17 protein-coding genes are annotated in these 20,396 nt (G+C 74.5%); 6 read left to right on the top strand and 11 right to left on the bottom strand.

Annotated elements, in window-relative coordinates; all coding sequences use genetic code 11:
- Nucleotides 1-25 precede the first annotated feature (25 nt).
- On the bottom strand, nucleotides 26-2,266 hold the full coding sequence (locus HTZ82_RS06065; RefSeq protein ID WP_175408239.1) for an MMPL family transporter: 2,241 nt from the start codon (nucleotides 2,264-2,266) through the stop codon (nucleotides 26-28).
- A gap of 111 nt (nucleotides 2,267-2,377) precedes the next feature.
- Between HTZ82_RS06065 and HTZ82_RS06060 the strand changes: the two genes are divergently transcribed.
- The 4 genes from HTZ82_RS06060 to HTZ82_RS06045 all read left to right on the top strand — a co-directional run bounded on the left by HTZ82_RS06060 (nucleotide 2,378) and on the right by HTZ82_RS06045 (nucleotide 8,238).
- Nucleotides 2,378-3,070 (top strand): response regulator transcription factor, encoded by a 693-nt coding sequence (locus tag HTZ82_RS06060; RefSeq protein ID WP_175408238.1) that lies wholly within the window; start codon nucleotides 2,378-2,380, stop codon nucleotides 3,068-3,070.
- Nucleotides 3,067-4,581, top strand: a complete 1,515-nt coding sequence (locus tag HTZ82_RS06055) for a cell wall metabolism sensor histidine kinase WalK (RefSeq protein ID WP_217623718.1) — start codon at nucleotides 3,067-3,069, stop codon at nucleotides 4,579-4,581. The genes HTZ82_RS06060 and HTZ82_RS06055 overlap by 4 nt, the downstream gene beginning before the upstream one ends.
- Nucleotides 4,582-4,681: 100 nt before the next feature.
- Nucleotides 4,682-7,354 (top strand): alpha/beta fold hydrolase, encoded by a 2,673-nt coding sequence (locus HTZ82_RS06050; RefSeq protein ID WP_175408237.1) that lies wholly within the window; start codon nucleotides 4,682-4,684, stop codon nucleotides 7,352-7,354.
- Nucleotides 7,351-8,238, top strand: a complete 888-nt coding sequence (locus HTZ82_RS06045; RefSeq protein ID WP_175408236.1) for an ABC transporter permease — start codon at nucleotides 7,351-7,353, stop codon at nucleotides 8,236-8,238. Before HTZ82_RS06050 ends, HTZ82_RS06045 begins: the two co-directional genes overlap by 4 nt.
- A 139-nt stretch (nucleotides 8,239-8,377) precedes the next feature.
- Here HTZ82_RS06045 and HTZ82_RS06040 read toward each other — a convergent pair whose 3' ends face one another.
- From HTZ82_RS06040 to HTZ82_RS06010, 7 genes are read right to left on the bottom strand one after another with little or no spacing between them, the layout of a single operon-like run.
- Nucleotides 8,378-9,676 carry a beta-ketoacyl synthase N-terminal-like domain-containing protein gene (locus HTZ82_RS06040; protein ID WP_175408235.1) on the bottom strand — a complete coding sequence of 433 codons (1,299 nt, stop codon included), beginning with the start codon at nucleotides 9,674-9,676 and terminating at the stop codon, nucleotides 8,378-8,380.
- Nucleotides 9,673-11,004, bottom strand: coding sequence for a beta-ketoacyl synthase (locus HTZ82_RS06035; protein ID WP_175408234.1), 1,332 nt, complete (start codon nucleotides 11,002-11,004; stop codon nucleotides 9,673-9,675). Before HTZ82_RS06035 ends, HTZ82_RS06040 begins: the two co-directional genes overlap by 4 nt.
- Nucleotides 11,001-11,909, bottom strand: coding sequence for a cupin domain-containing protein (locus HTZ82_RS06030; protein WP_175408233.1), 909 nt, complete (start codon nucleotides 11,907-11,909; stop codon nucleotides 11,001-11,003). Before HTZ82_RS06030 ends, HTZ82_RS06035 begins: the two co-directional genes overlap by 4 nt.
- 11 nt (nucleotides 11,910-11,920) lie before the next feature.
- Nucleotides 11,921-12,211 carry a phosphopantetheine-binding protein gene (locus HTZ82_RS06025; RefSeq protein WP_175408232.1) on the bottom strand — a complete coding sequence of 97 codons (291 nt, stop codon included), beginning with the start codon at nucleotides 12,209-12,211 and terminating at the stop codon, nucleotides 11,921-11,923.
- Nucleotides 12,208-12,552, bottom strand: coding sequence for an antibiotic biosynthesis monooxygenase family protein (locus tag HTZ82_RS06020; RefSeq protein WP_175408231.1), 345 nt, complete (start codon nucleotides 12,550-12,552; stop codon nucleotides 12,208-12,210). The genes HTZ82_RS06025 and HTZ82_RS06020 overlap by 4 nt, the downstream gene beginning before the upstream one ends.
- A complete protein-coding gene (locus tag HTZ82_RS06015) occupies nucleotides 12,549-13,301 on the bottom strand; it encodes an SDR family oxidoreductase (protein WP_175408230.1) in 753 nt (250 codons plus the stop codon). The genes HTZ82_RS06020 and HTZ82_RS06015 overlap by 4 nt, the downstream gene beginning before the upstream one ends.
- Nucleotides 13,298-13,660 carry a SchA/CurD-like domain-containing protein gene (locus tag HTZ82_RS06010; protein WP_175408229.1) on the bottom strand — a complete coding sequence of 121 codons (363 nt, stop codon included), beginning with the start codon at nucleotides 13,658-13,660 and terminating at the stop codon, nucleotides 13,298-13,300. The genes HTZ82_RS06015 and HTZ82_RS06010 overlap by 4 nt, the downstream gene beginning before the upstream one ends.
- A 442-nt stretch (nucleotides 13,661-14,102) precedes the next feature.
- On the opposite strand from HTZ82_RS06010, the gene HTZ82_RS06005 reads away from it, so the two are divergent.
- Nucleotides 14,103-15,350 carry an FAD-dependent monooxygenase gene (locus tag HTZ82_RS06005; protein WP_175408228.1) on the top strand — a complete coding sequence of 416 codons (1,248 nt, stop codon included), beginning with the start codon at nucleotides 14,103-14,105 and terminating at the stop codon, nucleotides 15,348-15,350.
- The gene (locus tag HTZ82_RS06000) at nucleotides 15,347-16,180 is read left to right on the top strand and encodes an SAM-dependent methyltransferase (protein WP_175408227.1); all 834 of its coding nucleotides are present in this window, start codon (nucleotides 15,347-15,349) and stop codon (nucleotides 16,178-16,180) included. Before HTZ82_RS06005 ends, HTZ82_RS06000 begins: the two co-directional genes overlap by 4 nt.
- 122 nt (nucleotides 16,181-16,302) lie before the next feature.
- On the opposite strand, the gene HTZ82_RS05995 is transcribed toward HTZ82_RS06000, so the two are convergent.
- The 3 genes from HTZ82_RS05995 to HTZ82_RS05985 all read right to left on the bottom strand — a co-directional run bounded on the left by HTZ82_RS05995 (nucleotide 16,303) and on the right by HTZ82_RS05985 (nucleotide 20,270).
- Nucleotides 16,303-17,085 (bottom strand): SURF1 family protein, encoded by a 783-nt coding sequence (locus HTZ82_RS05995; RefSeq protein WP_175408226.1) that lies wholly within the window; start codon nucleotides 17,083-17,085, stop codon nucleotides 16,303-16,305.
- Between the two features lie 22 nt (nucleotides 17,086-17,107).
- Nucleotides 17,108-18,997, bottom strand: a complete 1,890-nt coding sequence (locus HTZ82_RS05990; protein ID WP_375540787.1) for a prolyl oligopeptidase family serine peptidase — start codon at nucleotides 18,995-18,997, stop codon at nucleotides 17,108-17,110.
- 85 nt (nucleotides 18,998-19,082) lie between these two features.
- On the bottom strand, nucleotides 19,083-20,270 hold the full coding sequence (locus HTZ82_RS05985; protein WP_175408224.1) for a kelch repeat-containing protein: 1,188 nt from the start codon (nucleotides 20,268-20,270) through the stop codon (nucleotides 19,083-19,085).
- Between the last annotated feature and the right edge of the window lie 126 nt (nucleotides 20,271-20,396).

Genomic DNA, 20,396 nt, shown 5'->3' with positions numbered 1-20,396 from the left:
GACCGCCGCGCCGTCGCCGTCGCCGTCAGGAGCGTCCCGCGCCCGCGCCGCCCACCGGCTCCGGTTCGGCCGCCGCCCGAGCAGGCTCGCCGGGTTCCGCACCCGGCGCCTCGCGCCGTACCGGCGAGGGCTCCACGCGCAGGACACGGGCCGCCCAGCCGGGCAGCCACCAGTTCCAGCGGCCCATCATCGCGACCGTCGCCGGCACCAGCAGGCCCCGGATCAGCGTCGCGTCGATGAGGATGCCCAGCGCGATACCCGACGCGAAGATCGACACGTCCAGTTCGCCGCCCGCCGCCATCGACGCGAACGAGCAGAACAGGATCAGCGCCGCACACGTCACCAGGCGCCCCGTGCGCCCCACACCGGCCACGACGGCCTCGCGCGTGGAGCCCGTACGGTCGTACTCCTCGCGCATCCGGGACAGGATGAACACCTCGTAGTCCATCGAGAGCCCGAACAGGAACGCGAAGATGGTCACCGGCACGAACGTGCCGATCGAGCCGTCCGGCTGGATGCCGAGCACCGCCTCCGTGCCCCAGCCCCACTGCCACAGCACGACCATCGCGCCCAGCACCGCGCCCAGCGACAGCAGGTTCAGCAGGATCGCCTTCAGCGGCAGCAGCAGCGACCGGAACGCCCGCGCCAGCATCACGAACGTCACCAGCGACAACGCCGCCAGCATCCACGGGAACGCCGTGTACGTGACGTCCACGTAGTCGAGCTGCTGGGTCACGTTGCCGCCGACCAGCGTGCCGTCCGGGACCGCGTCCACGACCCGGGCGATGGTCTCCTCGCCCGCCGTCGAGCCGCCCTCGTCGCGCGGCAGCACCGTCAGCACCGCCGAACCGTCCTGCCGCCACGCGCCGTCCGCGGGCGCAGCGACCGCGTACACACCGTCCGTGCCGCGCAGCGTCTCCGCCACCCGGGCCGGGTCGGTGCCCCGCGGCACGTACACGTCGAACGACGTCAGCGCACCCGACGGGACCCCGCCGTCCGTCAGCGCCGTGAGGCCCGCGCGGCCCGCGCCCGCATCGGCGAGCCGGTCCGTCGTCGGCACCGACAGGTTCAGCCCGAACGACGCCACCGCGAGCGCCAGAAGCACCGCGCCGCTGCCCAGCGCCGTCAGCCACCGGAACCGCACCACGTTCCGGGCCAGGCCCGTCCAGAACCGCCCCGCGGACGCCTCCCGTTCGAGCCCGGGCCGCTCACCGCGCCCCGCCGCGCGGCGCTTCTCCATCCGCCGGCCGGACGCGCTCAGCAGCAGCGGCAGCAGGGTCAGCGACACCAGGGCGCTCGCCGCCGTCACCATCATGCCGCCGACGCCCAGGCTGCGGAGCAGCGGAATCGGCAGCAGCACCATTGTCACCAGGCCGATCGCGACCGCCCCCGCCGAGAACACGATCGCGTGCCCGGACGTCGCCATGGCGCGGCGCACCGCGTCGTCGCCGTGGTGGCCCTTCGCCTCCTCCTCCCGCCAGCGCGTGACGAGGATCAGCGCGTAGTCGATGGCGATGCCGACGCCGAACAGCGGCAGCATGATGACCGTCGTCTCGTGCACCGCGATGAACGGGCTGACGGCCAGCAGCCCGAGGAACGACACGGGCACCGCCACCAGCGCCGTCAGCAGCGGCACGAACGCGAGGGCGGAGCGGAACACGTACAGCAGCACGACGATCGCCGCGCCGATGGTGACGACCAGCTTCACCGGCACGTTCAGGCCGCCCTGGTCCGCGCCGGTGGCGAGGGTGTCCAGGCCGGTGACCCGGACCTCGGAGCCCGGCGGCAGCGCGTCGCGCATCGCGTCCGCGATGACCGGGCCGTACGCCGGGGCCTCGCCGAGCGCGCTGCCCGGCAGGCCGCCCTGCTCGACCGGGCCGCCGAAGACCAGGCCGAACGTGGTGCGCCCGTCCTTCCCGACGAACGCCGGGTCGCCGGTGTTCGCGTACGAGGCGACGCGCGCGTCGATCTTCTCGGCGGCCGCGTCGAAGGCCCGGCCGAGCGCCGCGCGGGACTCCGGGCTGTCGGCCCGCTGCCCCTCCGGCAGGGTGACGACGGGGACGAACGGCCGCTCGTAGCCCCCGTTTCCGTAGGTTTTCATGATCTGCTGGTTCGCCTCGTAGCCGGGCAGCCCCGGGTAGGCGTTGCGCTCGTCCATGTTGGGGATCAACAGGCCGATCGCGCCGCCGCCGGCGAGCAGCAGCAGGATGACGAGCATCCGCACGAGTCGCTTCCGTCCGAGGACGAAGCTGCAGAGTTTCTCCATGCTTCCAGGGCACCAGACCGTTCTTCGGCGGCTCGGGGAGCGTTCTGAGAGATCTCTGTCAATCGCCGTCGACCCCCTCGCACGGCGGTCCGTCCGGGTCACACTGGCGGGGTGAACTCAACGACGCTGCGTGTCCTGGTGGTCGATGACGAGAGCTATCTGGCGGACCTGGTCGCCACCGCCCTGCGCTACGAGGGCTTCGAGACGGCGGTGGCCGGTACGGGCCGTGCCGCCGCCGAACAGGTCGGGACGTTCAGCCCGCACCTCGTCGTGATGGACGTGATGCTGCCGGACGGCTCCGGGATCGACACGACCCGGGAGCTGCGGCGCGCCGGATTCGACGCGCCCGTGGTGTTCCTGACGGCCCGTGACGCCCACGAGGACAAGATCGCGGGGCTGACGGTGGGCGGCGACGACTACGTCACGAAGCCGTTCAGCCTGGAGGAGCTCGTCGCCCGCATCCGCGCGGTGCTGCGGCGCACGGCGCGCCCCGATGAGCGCACCAGGCTGGGCTTCGCGGACCTGGAGATCGACGACGAGGCGTACGAGGTGCGGCGGCACGGCGAGCGGATCGACCTCACACCGACCGAGTTCAAGCTGCTCCGCTACCTGGTGGCGCACGCGGGCCGTGTCCTGTCGAAGCGTCAGATCCTGGACCATGTCTGGGAGTACGACTTCGGCGGCAGCGACGCGGTCGTCCAGACGTACATCTCGTATCTGCGCCGGAAGATCGACGCGTACGAGCCGGCGCTGATCCAGACCGTGCCCCGGATCGGCTACGTGCTGCGGGTGCGGGACCGATGACGCTGCGGACGCGTCTCGTGCTGGTGCTGGCCGGGCTGCTCGCGCTGGGCATGGCCCTGTCGGTGGGCGCCACGTTCGGGGCGCTCCAGGACTGGCGGCAGGACCAGAGCGACGACGTGCTGGCGGCGGCGGCCCGGGAGCTGCACGGCGAACTCGCGGGGGCGGGGGGCGCGGGGGCGCGGCTTGAGCTTCCCGTCGATGGGCGGCTGGCGGGCGTCTGGCGGGCGTCCGCCGCGAAGGGCGACGTGCCGTCGTTCTTCCAGCTCCGCACCCGGGACGGCCTGGTGCGCGACACCGCCGACTTCGGCGGACGCCCCGCGCTGCCGCGCACGCTGCCGTCCGCGCTGTGGCCCGACCAGGCGGCGGCCGGAGACCCCGGGAACGGCTCCTTCCACCACGTGCCGGGCACGGACGGGCAGGGCGACTGGCTGCTGCACTCCTCCGCGCTGCCCGACGGCATGCTCGTCGTCGGCATGCGCACCGCCGTCGCGGACGAGCTGGTGCAGCGCACCGCCATCGTCGCCGGTACGTCCACGGCGGCCGCGCTGGCCGCCGTGACGCTGCTGTCCTGGCGGGCGGTACGGCGCGGCCTGCGGCCCCTGGAGTCCATCGCCGCCACCGCCGCGGCCATCGGCGACGGCGACCTGACCCGGCGCGTGCCGGCCGCGCCGCCGCGCACCGAGGTGGGGCGGCTCGGCGCGGCGCTCAACGCCATGCTCGGCCAGATCGAGTCGGCGTTCGCCGAGCGCGGCCGCTCCGAGGAACGGCTGCGTCGCTTCGTCGCGGACGCCTCCCACGAACTCCGTACGCCCCTGGCCACCATCCGGGGCTACGCCGAACTGTTCCGGCGGGGCGCCGCCGACCGGCCCGAGGACCTGGCGCGGGCCATGGCCAGGATCGAGTCGGAGGCCCGCCGGATGGGCGCCCTGGTCGAGGAACTGCTGCTGCTGGCCAAGCTGGACCAGGGCCTGCCGCTGACCACGGAAGCCGTCGACATCGGCGCGCTCGCCGCCGACGCCGTGGACGACGCGCGGGTCCTCGCCCCGGAACGGCCGCTGCTGCTCGACACGTCGGCCGTGAACGGGCGGCCGGTCGTCGTGCGGGGCGACGCGGACCGGCTGCGGCAGATCCTGAACAACCTGCTCGCCAACGTACGGCGCCACACCCCGGACGGCACGGAGGCCCGGGTGCGGGTCGCCACCCGGGAGGGCGGCGGGGGCGGGGGCGGCGACGGAGGCGGGGGCGGTGGCAGCGGATGGGCCGTCGTCGAGGTCGCGGACGACGGGCCGGGGCTCGACGAGGAGCAGGCCCGGCGGGTCTTCGAACGCTTCTACCGCGCGGACGCGTCGCGTACCCGAGGCGACGCGGGCCAGGGCGCCGGGCTCGGGCTGGCCATCGTCGCCGCCGTCGCCCAGGCCCACGGCGGCACGGCGGAGGCCGACGCGACACCGGGGCGGGGCGCGGTGTTCCGCGTGCTGCTGCCGCTGCACGCTCCGCACGACGACAACTAGTCCTCGTATCACGTATCACCGCAGGTGACGGGCGTCCGGCCCGTCGCCACGGCACCCCCTTGCCTCGTACCTCGTACCTCGTACCAGGAGATGGAGAGACATGACTGCACGGCAGTGGTTACGGAGAAGGCGGTGGGCGGCCGTCGGCGGCGCGCTCGCCCTCGTCGGCGGGCTCCTCACCTGGACGGCCACGGCGGCCGGTGACCCGGTGGCCGTGGAGCGGCAGGAGCGGTTCCTGACCGGGGCCGGCGGGGTACGGCTCGACACGTCCTACTACCTGGCGGGCGGTGGTGACCGTCCGGCCGTGATCCTCGCGCACGGGTTCGGCGGGACCAAGGACAGCGAGCGGGAGCAGGCCGAGCGGCTCGCCCGCGCCGGGTACGCCGTCCTGACGTACTCGGCACGCGGGTTCGGCGCGTCCGGCGGGCGGATCGGGCTGAACGCGGCGGACGGGGAGGTCGCCGACGTGCGGCGGCTCGTCGACTGGCTGGCCGCGCGGCCCGAGGTCCGCAAGGACGGCGCCGGCGACCCGGTCGTCGGCATGGCGGGCGGCTCCTACGGCGGGGCGGTGAGCCTGCTGGCCGCCGCGCAGGACCGGCGCGTCGACGCGATCGTGCCCTCGATCACGTACTGGGACCTGGAGCAGGCGCTGTTCCCGCAGGGCGTGTTCAAGAAGCTGTGGGCCGGGATCTTCTTCAGCCGCGGCCTGACCGATCCGCGCGACCCGCGGTGCGGGCGGTTCACGCCCGAGGTGTGCGTCGCGTTCCAGCGGTCGGCCGTCGCGGGGCGGGCCGACCCGGCGACGCGCGCGCTGCTGCGGGGGCGGAGCCCGGCCGCGTACGGGCCGGGGATCGCCGTACCGACGCTGGTGGTGCAGGGGCAGACCGACTCGCTGTTCCCGCTCGACCAGGGCGACGCCATCGCCCGCGCGGTCGCGGCCAACGGCGCGCCCGTGGCGGTGGACTGGGCCGCGGGCGGGCACGACGGGGGCGGCGACGAGGCGGGGCGGATCCATGAGCGGACGGTGGCGTGGTTCGACGCGCACCTGAAGGGCGGTGGGGGCGGTGCGGGCGGTGCGGGCGGTGGCGGGCCGGCCTTCCGGGTGACCCGCACCGGCGGGGCCGGCACCGAGTCCGGCGAGGTCACGCTGCGGGGCGCCACGGCCGCGCGGTACCCGGGGCTCGGCGGGACGTCGCGGACGACGGTGGCGCTGGACGGCGGCGAGCGGACCCTCGTCAACCCGGCGGGCGGTACGCCGCCGGGCCTCACGGGGCTGCCGGGGCTCGGCGGTACGCCGGGGCTGTCCGCGCTGGCGGGGCGGTTCGACCTGGGCGCGGCGTGGCAGGCGCCGGGCGGTTCCGTCGCGTTCACCAGCGCCCCGCTGAAGGCGCCGCTCCATGTGACGGGCGCGGCGGCCGTGGACCTGACGGTGCGGGCGGAGGGCCGCGCGGTGCTGTTCGCCAAGCTGTACGACGTCGCGCCGGACGGGCGGGGCACGATGCCGCGGCAACTGGCCGCGCCCGTCTCGGTGGCGGGCGGCGCCACGAGCCGGGTCCGGCTTCCGGCGGTGGACCACCGGTTCGATGCGGGGCATCGGGTGCGGGTGGTGCTGTCCAGCACGGACCTGGGCTTCGCGTCGCCCGCGGAGCCCGCTGTGTACCGGGTGCGGGCGGGCGCTCTGACGCTTCCCAGCGTCCCGGAGCTCGCCGTCACGGACGGTGCGACGGTGCCGTGGTGGACGTGGGCGCTGCCGGGGGTGGCGGTGCTGGTGGCGGCGGCGTTGTGGGTGACGCGCGGGCGGGCGGGGGCGGCCGGGGGAGGGGTGCGGGCGGCCGGCTCCGGTGACGTGGGTGACGAAGTGCCGTTGCGGGTCAGCGGGTTGACCAAGCGGTACGCCGGAGGTGGTGACGCCTACGCCGTGCGGGAGTTGTCGTTCACCGTCGAGCGGGGGCAGGTGCTGGGGCTGCTCGGGCCCAACGGGGCCGGGAAGACGACGACGCTGCGGATGCTGATGGGGCTCGTGCGGCCGGACGCCGGCGAGTTGAGGATCTTCGGGCGGGCCGTACGCCCCGGGGCTCCCGTCCTGTCGCGGCTCGGGTCCTTCGTTGAAGGGCCGGGCTTCCTGCCGCATCTCACCGGGCGGCAGAACCTCGACCTGTACTGGCGCGCCACCGGCCGCCCCGCCGCCGACGCGCACCGCGAGCAGGCCCTGGAGATCGCCGCGCTCGGCACCGCGCTCGACCGGCCCGTACGCACCTACTCGCAGGGCATGCGGCAGCGCCTCGCCATCGCCCAGGCCATGCTGGGCCTGCCCGACCTGCTGGTCCTCGACGAGCCGACCAACGGCCTCGACCCCGGCCAGATCCGCGAGATGCGGGACGTCCTCACGCGGTACGCGGCGACCGGCCGCACCGTCATCGTGTCCAGCCATCTGCTGGCCGAGGTCGAGCAGTGCTGCACCCACCTGGTCGTCATGGACCGCGGCCGGCTCGTCGCGTCCGGGCCGGTCGGCGAGATCACCGGCGACGACGACCACCTGCTCGTCGCCACCCCGCACCCGGTCGACGCCGCCCTGGCCGCGAAGGTCGCGGGCCTGCCCGGTGTGGGCACGGCGCGGGCGGTCGACGAGGGCCTGCTGGTGCGGCTCACCGCGATGAGCGCGGCGGAACTGGTCGTGGAGCTCGTACGCATGGAGGTCCCCGTGGAGCGGATCGGACCGTACCGGCGGCTGGAGGACGCGTTCCTGACCCTGATCGGAGGAGGAGAGCGATGACCACGACGACTACGACCGCTCGTACGGATTCCGGTTCCGGCGAGGCCGCCGCCGGCTATCGCCCCGGGCGGGCCCTGTCCCTGCGCGTGGAGGCGCTGCGGCAGCTCCGGCGCCGCCGCACGCTCGTGGCGCTGGGCCTGGTGGTGGCCCTGCCGCTGGTGCTGCTCGTGGCGTTCGCCGTGGGCGGGACACCCACCGACGACGACGGCGGCAGTCCCGCCCTGGTCACCGTCGCGACCGCGTCGGGCCCGAACTTCGCCGCGTTCGTGCTGTTCGCGTCCATCGGGTTCCTGCTGCCGGTGGTGGTCGCGCTGTTCTGCGGCGACACGGTGGCGTCGGAGGCCGGCTGGTCGTCGCTCCGCTATCTGCTGGCGGCGCCGGTGCCGCGGGCCCGGCTGCTGTGGAGCAAGCTCGTCGTGGCCCTGGGCTACAGCGCGCTCGCCGTGGTGCTGCTCCTCGGCGTCTCGCTCGCCGCGGGCACCGCCGTGCACGGCTGGGGCGAGGTGACGCTGCCGGGCGGCGGCACGATGCCGGCGACGGAGGTGCTGGGCAGGATGGCGCTGGTCGCGGCGTACGCGTACGGCAGTCTGCTGACGGTCGCCGCGCTGGCGTTCTGGCTGTCGACGGTGACGGACGCGCCGCTGGGCGCGGTCGGCGGCGCTGTGGGCCTGTCCATCGTGTCGGCCATCCTGGACGCGGTGACGGCGCTCGGCGCGGCCCGCGACTTCCTGCCGACGCACGGGCAGTACGCGTGGCTGGACGCGCTGCGGCCCCGTGTCGAGTGGGCGGCGATGGCCCAGGGGCTGTCCCTGTCGTGCGCGTACGCGGTGGTGCTGGTGGCGCTGGCGTTCCGTACGTTCGACAGGAAGGACATCGTGTCCTGAGGGGGTGGGGCGGGCAGGCACGCCGAAGGGCCGCGAGGCTCAGCCTCACGGCCCTTCGGACTCACGGCCCTTCGGACTCACGGCCCTTCGGACTCACGGCCCTTCGGCTCCGGTCGGCCGGTCGGCCCGGCAGCGCCGGTCAGTCCGCGCGCCGCCCCGACGGCGGAAGCCCCAGCACCGCGGCCGAGTTGAACCCGCCCTCACCCCGGGCCACGACCAGCGCGTGGCGCAGCCCCGCGGCTTCACGGGGCGCGGTCACCAGGTCCAGCGCGCCGTCCGCCCGGTCCTTCAGGTTCACCGACGGCGGGATCGTGTCGTGCGCGAGGGCGAGCGCCGCCCACGCCAGGTCCAGCGCCGCACCGCCCGAACACAGCCGCCCCGTGGCCGTCTTGGGCACCGCGACCGGGACGCCGCGCCGCCCGAACAGCTCCACGAGCGCGTCCCGCTCCAGCCGGTCCAGCTCCCGGTCCCCGGCGGCGTCCGCGAACACCACGTCGATGTCGTGCGGCGTCAGCCCTGACCGGTCGATCGCCTCCCGTACCGCCCGCGCGAGCTGCCGGTGGTCCGGCGCCGGGCGCGTCGGGTGGTGCGCGTCGTGCGTCGACGCCGTACCGAGCACCTCCGCGTACGGGTCGGGCGCGCCGCGCCGCTCCGCCCACGCCGCGTCCTCGACGACGAGCAGCGCGCCGCCCTCGCCCGGCACGTGCCCGGTGCTGTCCGGGGCGAACGGGCGGTAGGCGGTGGCGGGGTCCGGGTCGTGGCTGAGCGTGGCCCGGCGCGCCTGGCACGCCATCGCGTACGGCGAGAGCGGCGCCTCCGTACCGCCGACCAGCACCGCTCCCGTCCCGCGGGCGATCAGCCGGCGGGCCTGCGCGAGGGCGTCCACGCCGCCCGCGCCGTCCGCGACGAGCACCCCGCAGGCGCCCTTGAGCTGGTCGCGGATGGAGAGCTGGCCGCTGCTCGCCGCGTAGAACCAGCCGATCGACTGGTACGCGGTGACGGCGGCCGGGCCGTCCTTCCACAGGCTGTGGATCTCGCGCTGCCCGAAGGCGTTGCCGCCGGACGCGCTCGCCGTGACCACGGACAGGTCGAACGGGTCGTGCCCGTGCGGGTCGAGCGCCGCGTCCTCGAACGCCAGCCGGCCGGCGGCCAGCGCCATCCACGTCCACTTGTCGGTCTGCACCCGCAGCTTGCTGTCGACGAACGCGTTCGCCTCGAAGCCGGTCACCTGGCCCGCGAGGGGCGAGGGGAGCTGCGCCGTGGCGAAGCCGGTGATCGGGGCGATCCTGCCGAGCCGCTCCAGCGAGCGCTTCCAGTGCTCCGTGACGCCGATGCCGGTCGGCGCGACCACACCGATGCCGGTGATCACGCTCCTGCGTGCCGCGTCGCTGCTGCTCATGCCTGCCGCGTCGCTGCTCCTGCGTGCCGTATCGCTCATGCCGCCGCGCCCTCCTTCCGCGGCGCGGAGAACACCATCGCCGACTGGAAGCCGCCGAAGCCGCTCCCCACCGACAGCGCGTGCTCGACCCTGCGCTCGCGCGCCGTCAGTGGTGTGTAGTCCAGGTCGCATTCCGGGTCGGGCGTGTGGAGGTTCGCCGTGGGCGGGACGACCCCGCGGTCGATGGCCAGCGCGCAGGCCGCCATCTCGATGGAGCCGATCGCGCCGAGCGAGTGCCCGATGACCGACTTGATGGAGCTGATCGGCACCTTCCGTACGGGCTCCCCGAGCGCGTACCGGTACGCCGCCGTCTCGTGCCGGTCGTTCTGCTGGGTGCCCGAACCGTGGGCGCTGATGTAGCCGAGATCCTCGGTGGTGAGCCGGGCCTGCGCCATGACGTCCTTGATCGCCTCGCCCAGCTCGTACCCGTCCGGGCGCAGCCCTGTCATGTGGAAGCCGTTGGCGCGGGCCGCGTACCCGGCGATCTCGCAGTAGATCCGCGCGCCGCGCGCCCGGGCGTGCGCGTACTCCTCGACGACGAGGACGGCGCAGCCCTCGCCGAGCACGAAGCCCTTGCGGTCGGCGTCGAAGGGGCGGGACGCCTGCTCGGGCGCGTCGTTGAGCGGGCTGGTCGCGCGGATGGCGTCGAAGCACGCCACGGTGATCGGCGTGATCGGCGCGTCCGACGCGCCCGCGATCATCACGTCGGCCTCGCCGTCCTCGATCAGCCGCAGGGCGTGGCCGATGGCGTCGATCCCGGACGTGCAGCCCGTGGACACCACGGCCGCCGGGCCGTGCGCCCCGAACCGTACGGCCAGTTCGGTGGCGGCGCTGGACGGGACGAGGGCCTGGTACAGGAACGGCATGGTGTGCTGCGGGTCGACCTCCCACTCGCGGGCGTGGTCGCTGGCGACGACGTACTCGTCCTCCAGCGTGATCGACGCGCCGACGGCGGAGCCCAGGGTCACCCCGGTCCGCTCGGCGTCGGCCGCGGCGGAGTCGAGGTCGAGGCCCGCGTCGTCGACGGCCTCCGCCGCCGCGGCGAGCGCGAACTGCGCGAACCGGTCCGTACGCCGGATCTCCCGGGGCGTCAGCCCGCACGCGGCCGGGTCGAAGTCGCACTCGGCGGCGATCCGCGACCGGAACGGGGCCGGGTCGAACGCGGTGATGGTACGGATCGCGGACGTGCCGCCCGTGATCCGCTCCCAGAACCGCTCCCGGCCGACCCCGCCCGGCGCGACGACGCCGATGCCGGTGACGACGGCCCGGCGAGGCGGCCGGGCGGCGTGTGTGCCGCGTCGTACGCCGCCGCGTATGCCGTCGCTCATCGGGGTGCCCCCGAGGGGGCGAGGGCGTCGGCGTCCGTGGTTCCGTGCTCAGCCTCCGGCTGCCGGGGCTGCTGTACGGCGTCGCCCGGGCCCGGCTCCGTGTCGACGTGCCCGAGGTGCGGCTCGGGCGCGAGGGGCCCGATCTGGAAGACCACCAGCGCCTGCTCGTCGCCGGTGCACGTCAGCCGGTGCCGTACGTTGCGCGGGATGTGCAGCGCCTGCTCGGGGCGCAGCTCGACGGGCTTGCCGTCCAGGTCGACGCGTACGTGGCCGCGCGCCACGAACAGGTACTCCTCGGAGTACGGGTGGTAGTGCTCCGACACCTTCTCGCCCGGGTCGAGGCGCACCGCCCCGCAGAACCCGGCGGACGTGCCGGCGTTCGGCGGCGCGAGGAGCGTCCGCAGGTCACCGCCGCGCCGCGTGTTGGACGGCACGTCGTCCATGCCGACCACGCGACAGCGTGCGCGCTCCACGCGCTGCTTGATGAGCTGCATCTGGACGGCGCTGTTGCGGTTGATGTGGTCGGTCATGGCCGCCGTGTCGACGGGCGCGTCCGGCTTCATGTGGAAGTCCTGCACCCAGCGCATCCGGGTGCTGTCGGGGCCGAGCTCCTCGTACGTCCACGTGATGTTCATGAACTCGAAGGGACCGGTCTCGACGCGCCGCGCCCGGACGAGCCCGGCGTCCTTGTCCCAGTGCCGCTCCGACACCCAGGACCACACGCGGCCCTGGTCGTCGGGGTGCATGGTGAGGCGGAAGGTCGCGGAGGAGGGCGTCTCCTCCAGGATGTCGACGCTCGCGTACTCGGAGAACAGGTCGGGCCAGCCGCGCAGGTCGTTGGTGCGGGCCCAGACGAAGCCGAACGGTGCGTCGATGTCGATGAAGTTGTCGGTGTGGCCGATCACGTGGTTCCTCCTCAGGCCGTGGTGGGCGCGGCGGACGCGGCGGTCGTAGCGGTCGTGGGGTCGCCGACGCGCGCCGTGATGAGTCGCTCGACGTCCGCGGGGGTGCTCTCCGGGGTGATCTCCTCCTCGATGTCGATGCCGTACCGGCCCTTGATGCGGCTGGCCAGTTCGACACGGGCGAGGGAGTCGAGGTCCAGGGACGCGAAGGAGGAGGCGAAGGCGGCGTCGCCGAGGTCCGGGTCGAGCCCGACGGCGGTGAGCATGCCGGTCAGTTCGCCGGCGACGGCACTGGTCGTAGTCATCTCTGACCTCCGGTGGTCGTTGAGGTGGTCGCTGTGGTGGACGTGTGGATGACGAAGCGCAGGGAGCGGGCCTCGGTGAAGCAGTCCCGCATCGGCCCGACGAGCTCGCGGTGGTCCGGCGACCGCTCCCAGGCCTCGAAGTCGGCGAGGTCCCGCCACTCGCTGGTGATGAGCCACTGCTCGGGGTCCGTGGCGGACCGGCAGACCTGGTCCTTGACGTGGCCGGGTACGCCCTCGGCCACGAGGTACCGGACCTTCTCGTAGGCGTCGAGGAACTCCTGGCTGCGTTCGGCGGGTACGCGGATCAGGAAGACGACACGGCCGCGGGGTGCGTCGCTCACCGCGGACCACCCGCCCCGGGGGGAGGACCGCCGGCCAGCGCCGAGCTGAACCCGAACCTCCCGACGACGGGCACCACACTCCCGTACATCCCGTCCGACTCGGGCCCGGTGAGGAACCGTACGGCCCGGCCGACGAGTTCGGCCTCGACGGTCAGCGACGGGTCGAGGTGCGGCATCTCCTTGCGCACCTCGGGCGTCTCCACCAGCGTCAGCGACACCATGTTGGCGTGGATGCCGCGCTGCTTGACCTCGTGGGACATCGAGCGCATCCACGACTCCAGGGCCGCCTTGCTCGCCGCGTACGACGACATCGCGGCCAGCGGCTCACCGGCGAGCGGGCTGCCGAAGTACACGAGGCGCCCGCCCTCGGTGAGGTGGGGGAGCACGGCCTGCGTGGCGACGACGGCGGACAGGAAGTTCGCCCGCATGACGTCCTCGTACGCGGCCGCGTCCGTGAGCATGACGGGCCCGACGGAGAACGCCCCGACGAGATGCACCAGGCCGTCGAGCCCGCCGAACCGCCGGGCCGCCTCGGCGGCGGCGTGCTGGGCCCCGTCGGGCCGCGTGGCGTCGACCTCCAGCGTCCGCACCGTGCCGGACCGCACGTGCGTGGCCGCCATCTCGGCGAGGCGGGCCCGGTTGCGTCCGGTCAGCAGCAGCCGGTCACCGCGCTCGGCGAGGCACCGCACGGTCGCCTCGCCCAGCCGCCCGGTGGCCCCGGTGACCAGGAACGTGCGCGGCCCCGTCATGCGCCCTGCTCCTCGAACACGGCGACGCGCGTGGTGACGTGGTCCATCAGCGCCTTTTGGAAGAACGCCCGGGCGCCGTCCGGCGAGCTCATGTCCCGGGGCTCGACGAGGAACTCGTCCAGCTTGCGCTCCAGCTCCTGGACGGCGGGCTGACGGGCCAGATGCGCCATGACGCGTGGCAGGCTGCCGTCGATCTCCACGAACCGGACGACGAGCCCGTCCTGCATGAAGACCGACGTCCCGAGCAGCCGGGCCCCGTCGGGCGTCGTCCACTCGGGCGGGCTGTAGTTGGCCAGCAGATCCCGGACGGTCTCCTCACTGCCGGGCTTGACCTTGAAGCAGATCGCGTGACGCTCCATCGAGAACTTCTCCTCACGAGACGGGACGACGTTCGGACCGCGCCGGGGCTGCTTTCAGCCCGTCCGGCGTTTGAGGACGAGCGCCATTCAGGCGCGATACGGGGGTCTGGGGGCGGAGCCCCCAGCTCGGGAAGGGGCGGGATAGGGGAAAAACCCGCCCCTGAGCCTCGGCCCCGGTGGGTGACGTCGTCAGCCTGCCTCCGGGATCCCGTCCGGGTCTTCCCGCGCCGGGGCGAGATTCGCCCTCCCCACGCGGGAGGAGCCCTCCCCCGCCCGTGCCGGGCGCCCTCCGCGCCCGTGCCCGGCGCCTCCCCCGTGCGGCGGGTCCCTCCTCCGCCCGGTGGTCGCCGGGTTCGTCCGCGCGCGGGAAGACGCCGCTCACACCCCGCGCCTAGCGTTCGGACCGCCGTACGGAGGGGACCACTGGAGGAGGCGAGACGCGATGGCGGACGACCATGCGGACCACGACCACGACGCACAGCGGGTCATCGTTCTGGGCGGCGGCATCGCCGGCCTGACGACCGTCCTCGCCCTGCGCGCCGCCGGCATCCCTGCGAAGGCGTACGAACGCGCCCCCGCGCTGCGCGCGGCCGCCGCCGGGAACGGCCTGGTCGTCTGGCACAACGCGGTCCTCGCGCTGCGCTCGATCGGCCTCGACAAGGACCTGGACGCCGTCGCGAGCGAGCTGCACCGCTACCGCTTCCGGTCCCGGCGCGGCGGCGGCCTCGCCGACTGGTCCGTCGCCGACGGCGCCCGCCGCTACGGCGCACCCGCCTACACCGTGCGCCGCGCCGCCCTGCACGGCATGCTCAGCGACCTGACCGGCGACGACCTGGTCCTCGGTGCCCGCTGCACGGGCTTCACGGAGGACGCCGACGGCGTGACCGTACGGTTCGACGGCGGCCGCACGGTCAGCGGACCGCTCCTGATCGGCGCCGACGGCCTGCGCTCGACCGTCCGCCGCCGGCTGATGCCCTGCGAGCCACCGCCCCGGTACGCCGGAATGACGGCCTGCCAGGGCATGGTGGACATGCCGCCCGAACGCGTCCCGCCCGGCGTCTTCGTCAACACCTTCGGCGAGGGCGGCTTCTTCGTGCACTACCGCCTCGACGACACGTCCGTGTACTGGGACGCCGTGCTGAACGACCGCGCCGCCCGCCGCCTCGGGGACAGCGCGGACGCCCTCGGGCTGGGCGTACGGGAGGCCCTGCTGCGGGCGTTCGGACACTGGCCCGACCCCATCCCCGAGCTGATCCGCGCCACACCCGACTCCGGCATACAGCCCGTGGACATCCACGACCGCGACCCGGTGGCCCGCTGGAGCACCCGCAGGGTCACCCTCGTCGGCGACGCCGCGCAGCCCATGACGTTCAACCTGGGCCAGGGCGCCAACCAGGCCATGGAAGGCGCCGTCGTCCTGGCCCAGTGCCTGGCCGCCGCCGGCCTGGCCGGGCCCGACGGCCTCGCCGCCGACCCGTCCGCCGCCCTCGCCGCGTACGAGGCCCGCCGCATCGACCGGTCGGCCGCCATCGCCCGCCGCTCCCGCGCCAACGGCGTGTTCAGCCGCTGGCAGAACCCGGCCGTGTGCCGCCTCCGCGACACCTTCATGCGGCTGGCCTTCGACCGCGTCGTCTACCGCAAGACGTACGAACTGACCATGGCCACCACCCTGGAGAGCAGCCACCCATGACCACGGAAACCCGCCCCACCAGCGGCGTCAGCCGGACCGCCGTCATCATCGCCCAGGCACGCGCCACCGAGCACGCCCGCGAGGACCGGCTCTTCTCCGACCCGTACGCGCAGGCCTTCGTCGACGCCGTCGGATGGATCCAGGTCGCCGAGGCGGGCCGCCTCAACCAGGGCCACTTCGTGCTGCGCACCCGCTTCTTCGACGACTACTTCCGCACCGCCGCGGCCGCCGGCGTCCGGCAGGCCGTCCTCGTGGCGGCCGGCCTGGACACCAGGGCCTTCCGCCTGGAGTGGCCGTCGGGCTTCCGCCTCTTCGAGATCGACCTGCCGGGCCTGCTCGCCTTCAAGGAAGCCGTACTCGGAGTGCACCGCGCCCGCCCCGCCTGCGACCGCACCACGGTCAGGGCCGACCTCCGCGACGACTGGCCGTCCGCGCTCCTCTCGGCCGGCTTCGACCCGGAGCGGCCGACCGCCTGGCTGATCGAGGGCCTGATGATGTACCTGACGCACGCCGAGAACGACCGCCTGCTCCACGCGATCGGCACCCTGTCGGCCCCGGGCAGCCACCTGGCCCTGGAACACATCAACCAGGCCTACACCGAGCTCCCCGAGCTCCGAGCCGTCCACAGCCGCCTCCGCCGCGTGGGCGCCGACTGGCGCTCCACGGTGGAAGACCCCTGCGGCTGGCTGGCCGGCCACGGCTGGACGGCGACGACAACCCCCCAGTCCACCCTGGCCACCACCCACAACCGCCCCGTCCCACCCCTCACGGACCCCACCCGAGTAGGCCCCGCCCGCATGTGGCTGACCACAGCCACCCGCACCCCGTAGCCGCCCCGCCGAGTCGGCCGCAGACAGAACCGCCGGCCCCGCCACGGCCGCCCACCGGCTCCGCCCCGGCGGGCGCGGCAAGGGTGCGGGCGCCGGAGCGGCGCCGCCCCGGCGCTCCCGCGTCAGACCCGGGCCCGGGCCTCCGGGGCGTCCTGGGCCGGGAGGCCCAGTTCCCGGTCCCGCGCCGCCTCCGCCTCGCGCCGCGCCAACCGGAACCACATGAACAGCACGAACCCCGCGAACGCGAACCACTCACCCGTGTACCCCAGGTTCTGGAACGCCTTGAGGTCCAGCCCCGTCCCGGCCGCCGCGGCCGCCGGTACCGGCACCAGCCCGGACGGCGAGTCCACGACAGTGATCCACGCGTCGTACACCTCGTCCGGCACCAGGTTCACCAGCGACGCCGCACTGATGATCCCGAGCTGGCCCTCAGGAAGCCCGCCCGCCGCGCGCACCCCGTTCGACCCGGCGTTCTCGGACGCCTGAAGCGCACCGGTCACGGTGACCTCACCACCCGGCGGAGCTGGCGCCGCGCCGCCCGCCGGGAGCCAGCCCCGCACCACCGGCAGCGCCTTGCCCCCATCGGTGTGGAGCAGCGTCAGCACGTACGAGCCGGTCTTCCCGTCCAGCTCCCGCCCCGGCACCAGGAACTGCTTGCCGAAGCGCCCACTGGCCTCCGCGAGGCGGCCGGACGTCTCCTTGTCGACGGGCAGCAGCTCCTCCAGCGGCACCGCCGCGGCACGGCCGGCGCCTGCCGATGGCCGCTGCTCCGCCGACCGGTGCGAGTCGACCCGGTCCTCGAACCTGCCCAGCTGCCAGGTCCCCATGAACAGGCAGAACGGGATCGCCAGCAGCACGAAGACGTTGATCCCCCACCAGCGGGGCGTCAGCAAGAACCGGTACACCCCTCAAAGGTACGGAACGTCCTCACCCCCCTTCCGGCCGGGTCCCGGTCGCCGAGCCGGTCGCCGTCCTGGTCGCCGAGCCCGTCGCCGTCCCGTTCCCGGAGGCCAGGTGCCGGGCGGCGAAGTCCAGCTCCAGCCGCAGCTGCTTGATCCGCTCCTCCACCACCAGCGACCCGTGCCCCGCGTCGTACCGGTACACCTCGTGCACCGCGCCCCGGCCCGCGAGCCGGTCCACGTAGTTGTCGATCTGCCGGATCGGGCACCGCGGGTCGTTGACGCCCGCCGCGATGTACACCGGGGCCCGCACCGCGTCGACGTGCGTGATCGGGGACGAGGCCCGGAACCGCTCCGGCACCTCTTCCGGCGACCCGCCGAACAGCGTCCGGTCGAGCGCCCGCAGCGCCTCCATCTGGTCGTGGTACGCCGTGACGTAGTCCGCGACCGGCACGTCCGCGATGCCGACCGCCCACGCGTCGGGCTGCGTGCCCAGCCCCAGCAGCGTCAGGTAGCCGCCCCACGAGCCGCCCGTCAGGACCAGCCGCTCCGGGTCCGCCAGCCCCGAGGAGACCGCCCAGTCGCGGACCGCCGCGATGTCCTCCAGCTCGATCAGCCCCACCCGGTGCTTCAGGGCGTCCGTCCACGCCCGCCCGTACCCGGTCGAGCCCCGGTAGTTGACCCGCACCACCGCGTACCCGTGGTCCACCCATGCCGCGGGCGCCGCCGCGTAGGCGTCGCTGTAGTGCCAGGTCGGCCCGCCGTGCACATCGAACACCGTCGGCAGCGGCCCTGTCGCGCCCTCCGGCCGCATCACCAGCGCGTGGATACGGCCGCCGGGACCCTCCACCCACGCGTCCTCCACCGGCACGGACGGCGGCGCGACCATCCCCGGCGGGTCCAGGACGACCGCACCGGACGTCGAGCGGACCACCGGCGCCAGCGCCGCCGACGACCACAGGTACTCGACCGTCCCGTCCGGGCGTGCCGTCGCGCCCGACACCGACCCGGGCGGCGTGTCGATCCGCTCCAGCTTCCGCGACGCGATGTCGTACCGCCACAGCTCGCTGCGCGCCTCGAAGCTGTGCACGATCAGCAGCCCGGACCCGTCCGGGTACCACTCGGCGCTTACGTCGCCCGGCAGGTCCAGGTCCAGGTCCGTCTCATCGCCCGTCCCGACGTCCCAGATCAGCGGCTCCCACCGGCCGCGCCGCTGGTGCCCCACCAGCAGCCGCCGGTCACCGTCCACCGGGGCGAAGCCGAGCACCGCGAGGCCCAGCTCCACCGTGCCGCCCTTGGTGTCGTCGAGCTCCGCGACCGCCGCCCCGTCCGGCCGCACCACCCGCAGCGAGGAGTGCATCGCGTCACCGTGCTCGGTGTGCTCGATCGCCAGCAGCGTCCCGTCGTGCGACAGGTCCCCGACCCCGGCCGACTCGCGGTGCCGGTAGATCTCCACGGGCTCCCGGCCCGGCCGCACCACATGGATCGTGGAGCCCACCTCCTCCGTGGACCGGCCGACCACCGCCGTGCCGTCCCGCCCGAGCGCCAGGCCCGCCGGGTACGACGGGTCCAGGCCCGGTGCCGCCGGCTCGTCGGGCCCGCCTCCGAACGGCTGGCGCATCCACACGCCGAACTCGTCACCGTCGGTGTCCGAGAACCACCAGATCCACGCGCCGTCCGGCGACAGCACACCGTCCGTCGTGCCGTTCGGCCGGTCCGTCGCCTGCCGCTGCTCGCCGGTCTCCCGGTCCCAGGCGAACAGCTCGTACGTCCCGGTCGCGTTCGACACGAACAGCGCCCGGCTCGGCGCGTCCAGCGCCCACTCGGGCAGGGACACGCGCGGCGCCCGGAACCGCTTCTCCCAGTCGGGCATGGTCACGTTCGTCTGTACGTCGCTCGCCTCAGTCATGCCGTCCATCATGCTCCGCCCCGCCGACATCCGGCGGAGCCTGTGGACAACTCCCGGCCGTCCGCCCCCACCACGGGCGGGGCGGCTGCGACTGTCAGCCGCGGTCGCCGCCGCGGCGGTCGTCGCGGTGGTCGTGACCGTGGTCGTCGTCGTGGTCGCGACCGGGGGCGTGGCGCTCGACGGCGAACGCCTCCACGGTCCCGTCGGGGTCGATTCCGCCGCCGACGGCGTACACGCAGGTGCTGTTCGCCGCCTTCGGGCAGGGCGCGGTAGCCGCCCCGACGCCGGTACGGGGCGTGGGCAGGTCCGGCAGAGTGGCCCAGGTGTTGGCGACGGGGCTGTAGGCCTCCGTCGCCGCCGCGGCATCGGCGGGATCGCTGAAGGAGAACCCGTCGAGGGCGTACACACACCCGTTCTCGACCCCGTCGGGGCAGGGCGCCGCGGTAGCCGCCGCCTGACGGGCGGTCGGCAGGTCCGGGATGTCCAGCCAGGCGTTGACGGTCGGGTTGTACGCCCGCACGATGGCCTGTCCCTGACCGCCGACCGCGTACACGCAGGTCCCCGGCGATGTGAGGACGACCGGGCAGGGGGCCGTGGCCGCCCCGATGCCGACACCGGAGCCGGGGAGGTCCGGCAGGGTCGCCCAGGTGTTGGTGGCCGGGCTGTACGCCTCGACCGTGGCCAGCGACACGCCGCCGCCGATCCCGCCGATGGCGTACACGCAGGTCCCCTCCAGCCCGTCGACCGCCTCCGGGCACGGGGCCGCCGTGGCGCCGGGAGCATTGCGGGCGGTCGGCATCGAGGGGACGTCCAGCCAGGTGTTGGTGGCGGGGCTGTACGCCTCGACGGTGTCGAGCGTCGCGCCGCCGCCGAACCCGCCGACGACGTACACGCAGGAGTCGGGCACACCCTCGGGGCAGGGCGCGGTGGCACCACCGGCGTTGAGGCGCGCGGTCGGCAACGCGGGCAGGGTCAGCCACGCGTTGAGGGCGGGACTGTACGCCTCCGCCGTGTTCACGCCCTCGCCGCCGGCCTCCGTCCTGCCGCCGACGGAGTACACGCACGTGCCCGCCACCCCCACGGGGCAGTCCGCGGCCGCCGTCGCCGCGAAGGCGCGTGGCGTGGGCATCGACGGCAGTGTCAGCCACACGCCCTGAGCCTGGGCGGGTGCGGTGACAGCCAGGGCCAGCAGCGGCGCCACGGCCGTGACGACGAGCCGGCGCCAGCGTGACGACCGGCGGCGCGTCGCCGCCGCCCGCCTGTACCAGTGGCTGCTGTCCATGGATGACCTCGTTCCTGGGGATGGGGAGAGGGACGCGTACCTCACCATCCATGAACGGATCGGGGCGCGACCGACACCAGGACGCGGCCGTTCGGCGCAACGCCCCGCACATCACGGGACCACCGG

It is taken from the genome of Streptomyces sp. TRM64462 (assembly GCF_013362995.1).
In the GTDB taxonomy this organism is placed as follows: domain Bacteria; phylum Actinomycetota; class Actinomycetes; order Streptomycetales; family Streptomycetaceae; genus Streptomyces.
Note: the sequence above shows the minus strand (reverse complement) of the source record. Positions and strands in the feature narration are given on the sequence as shown.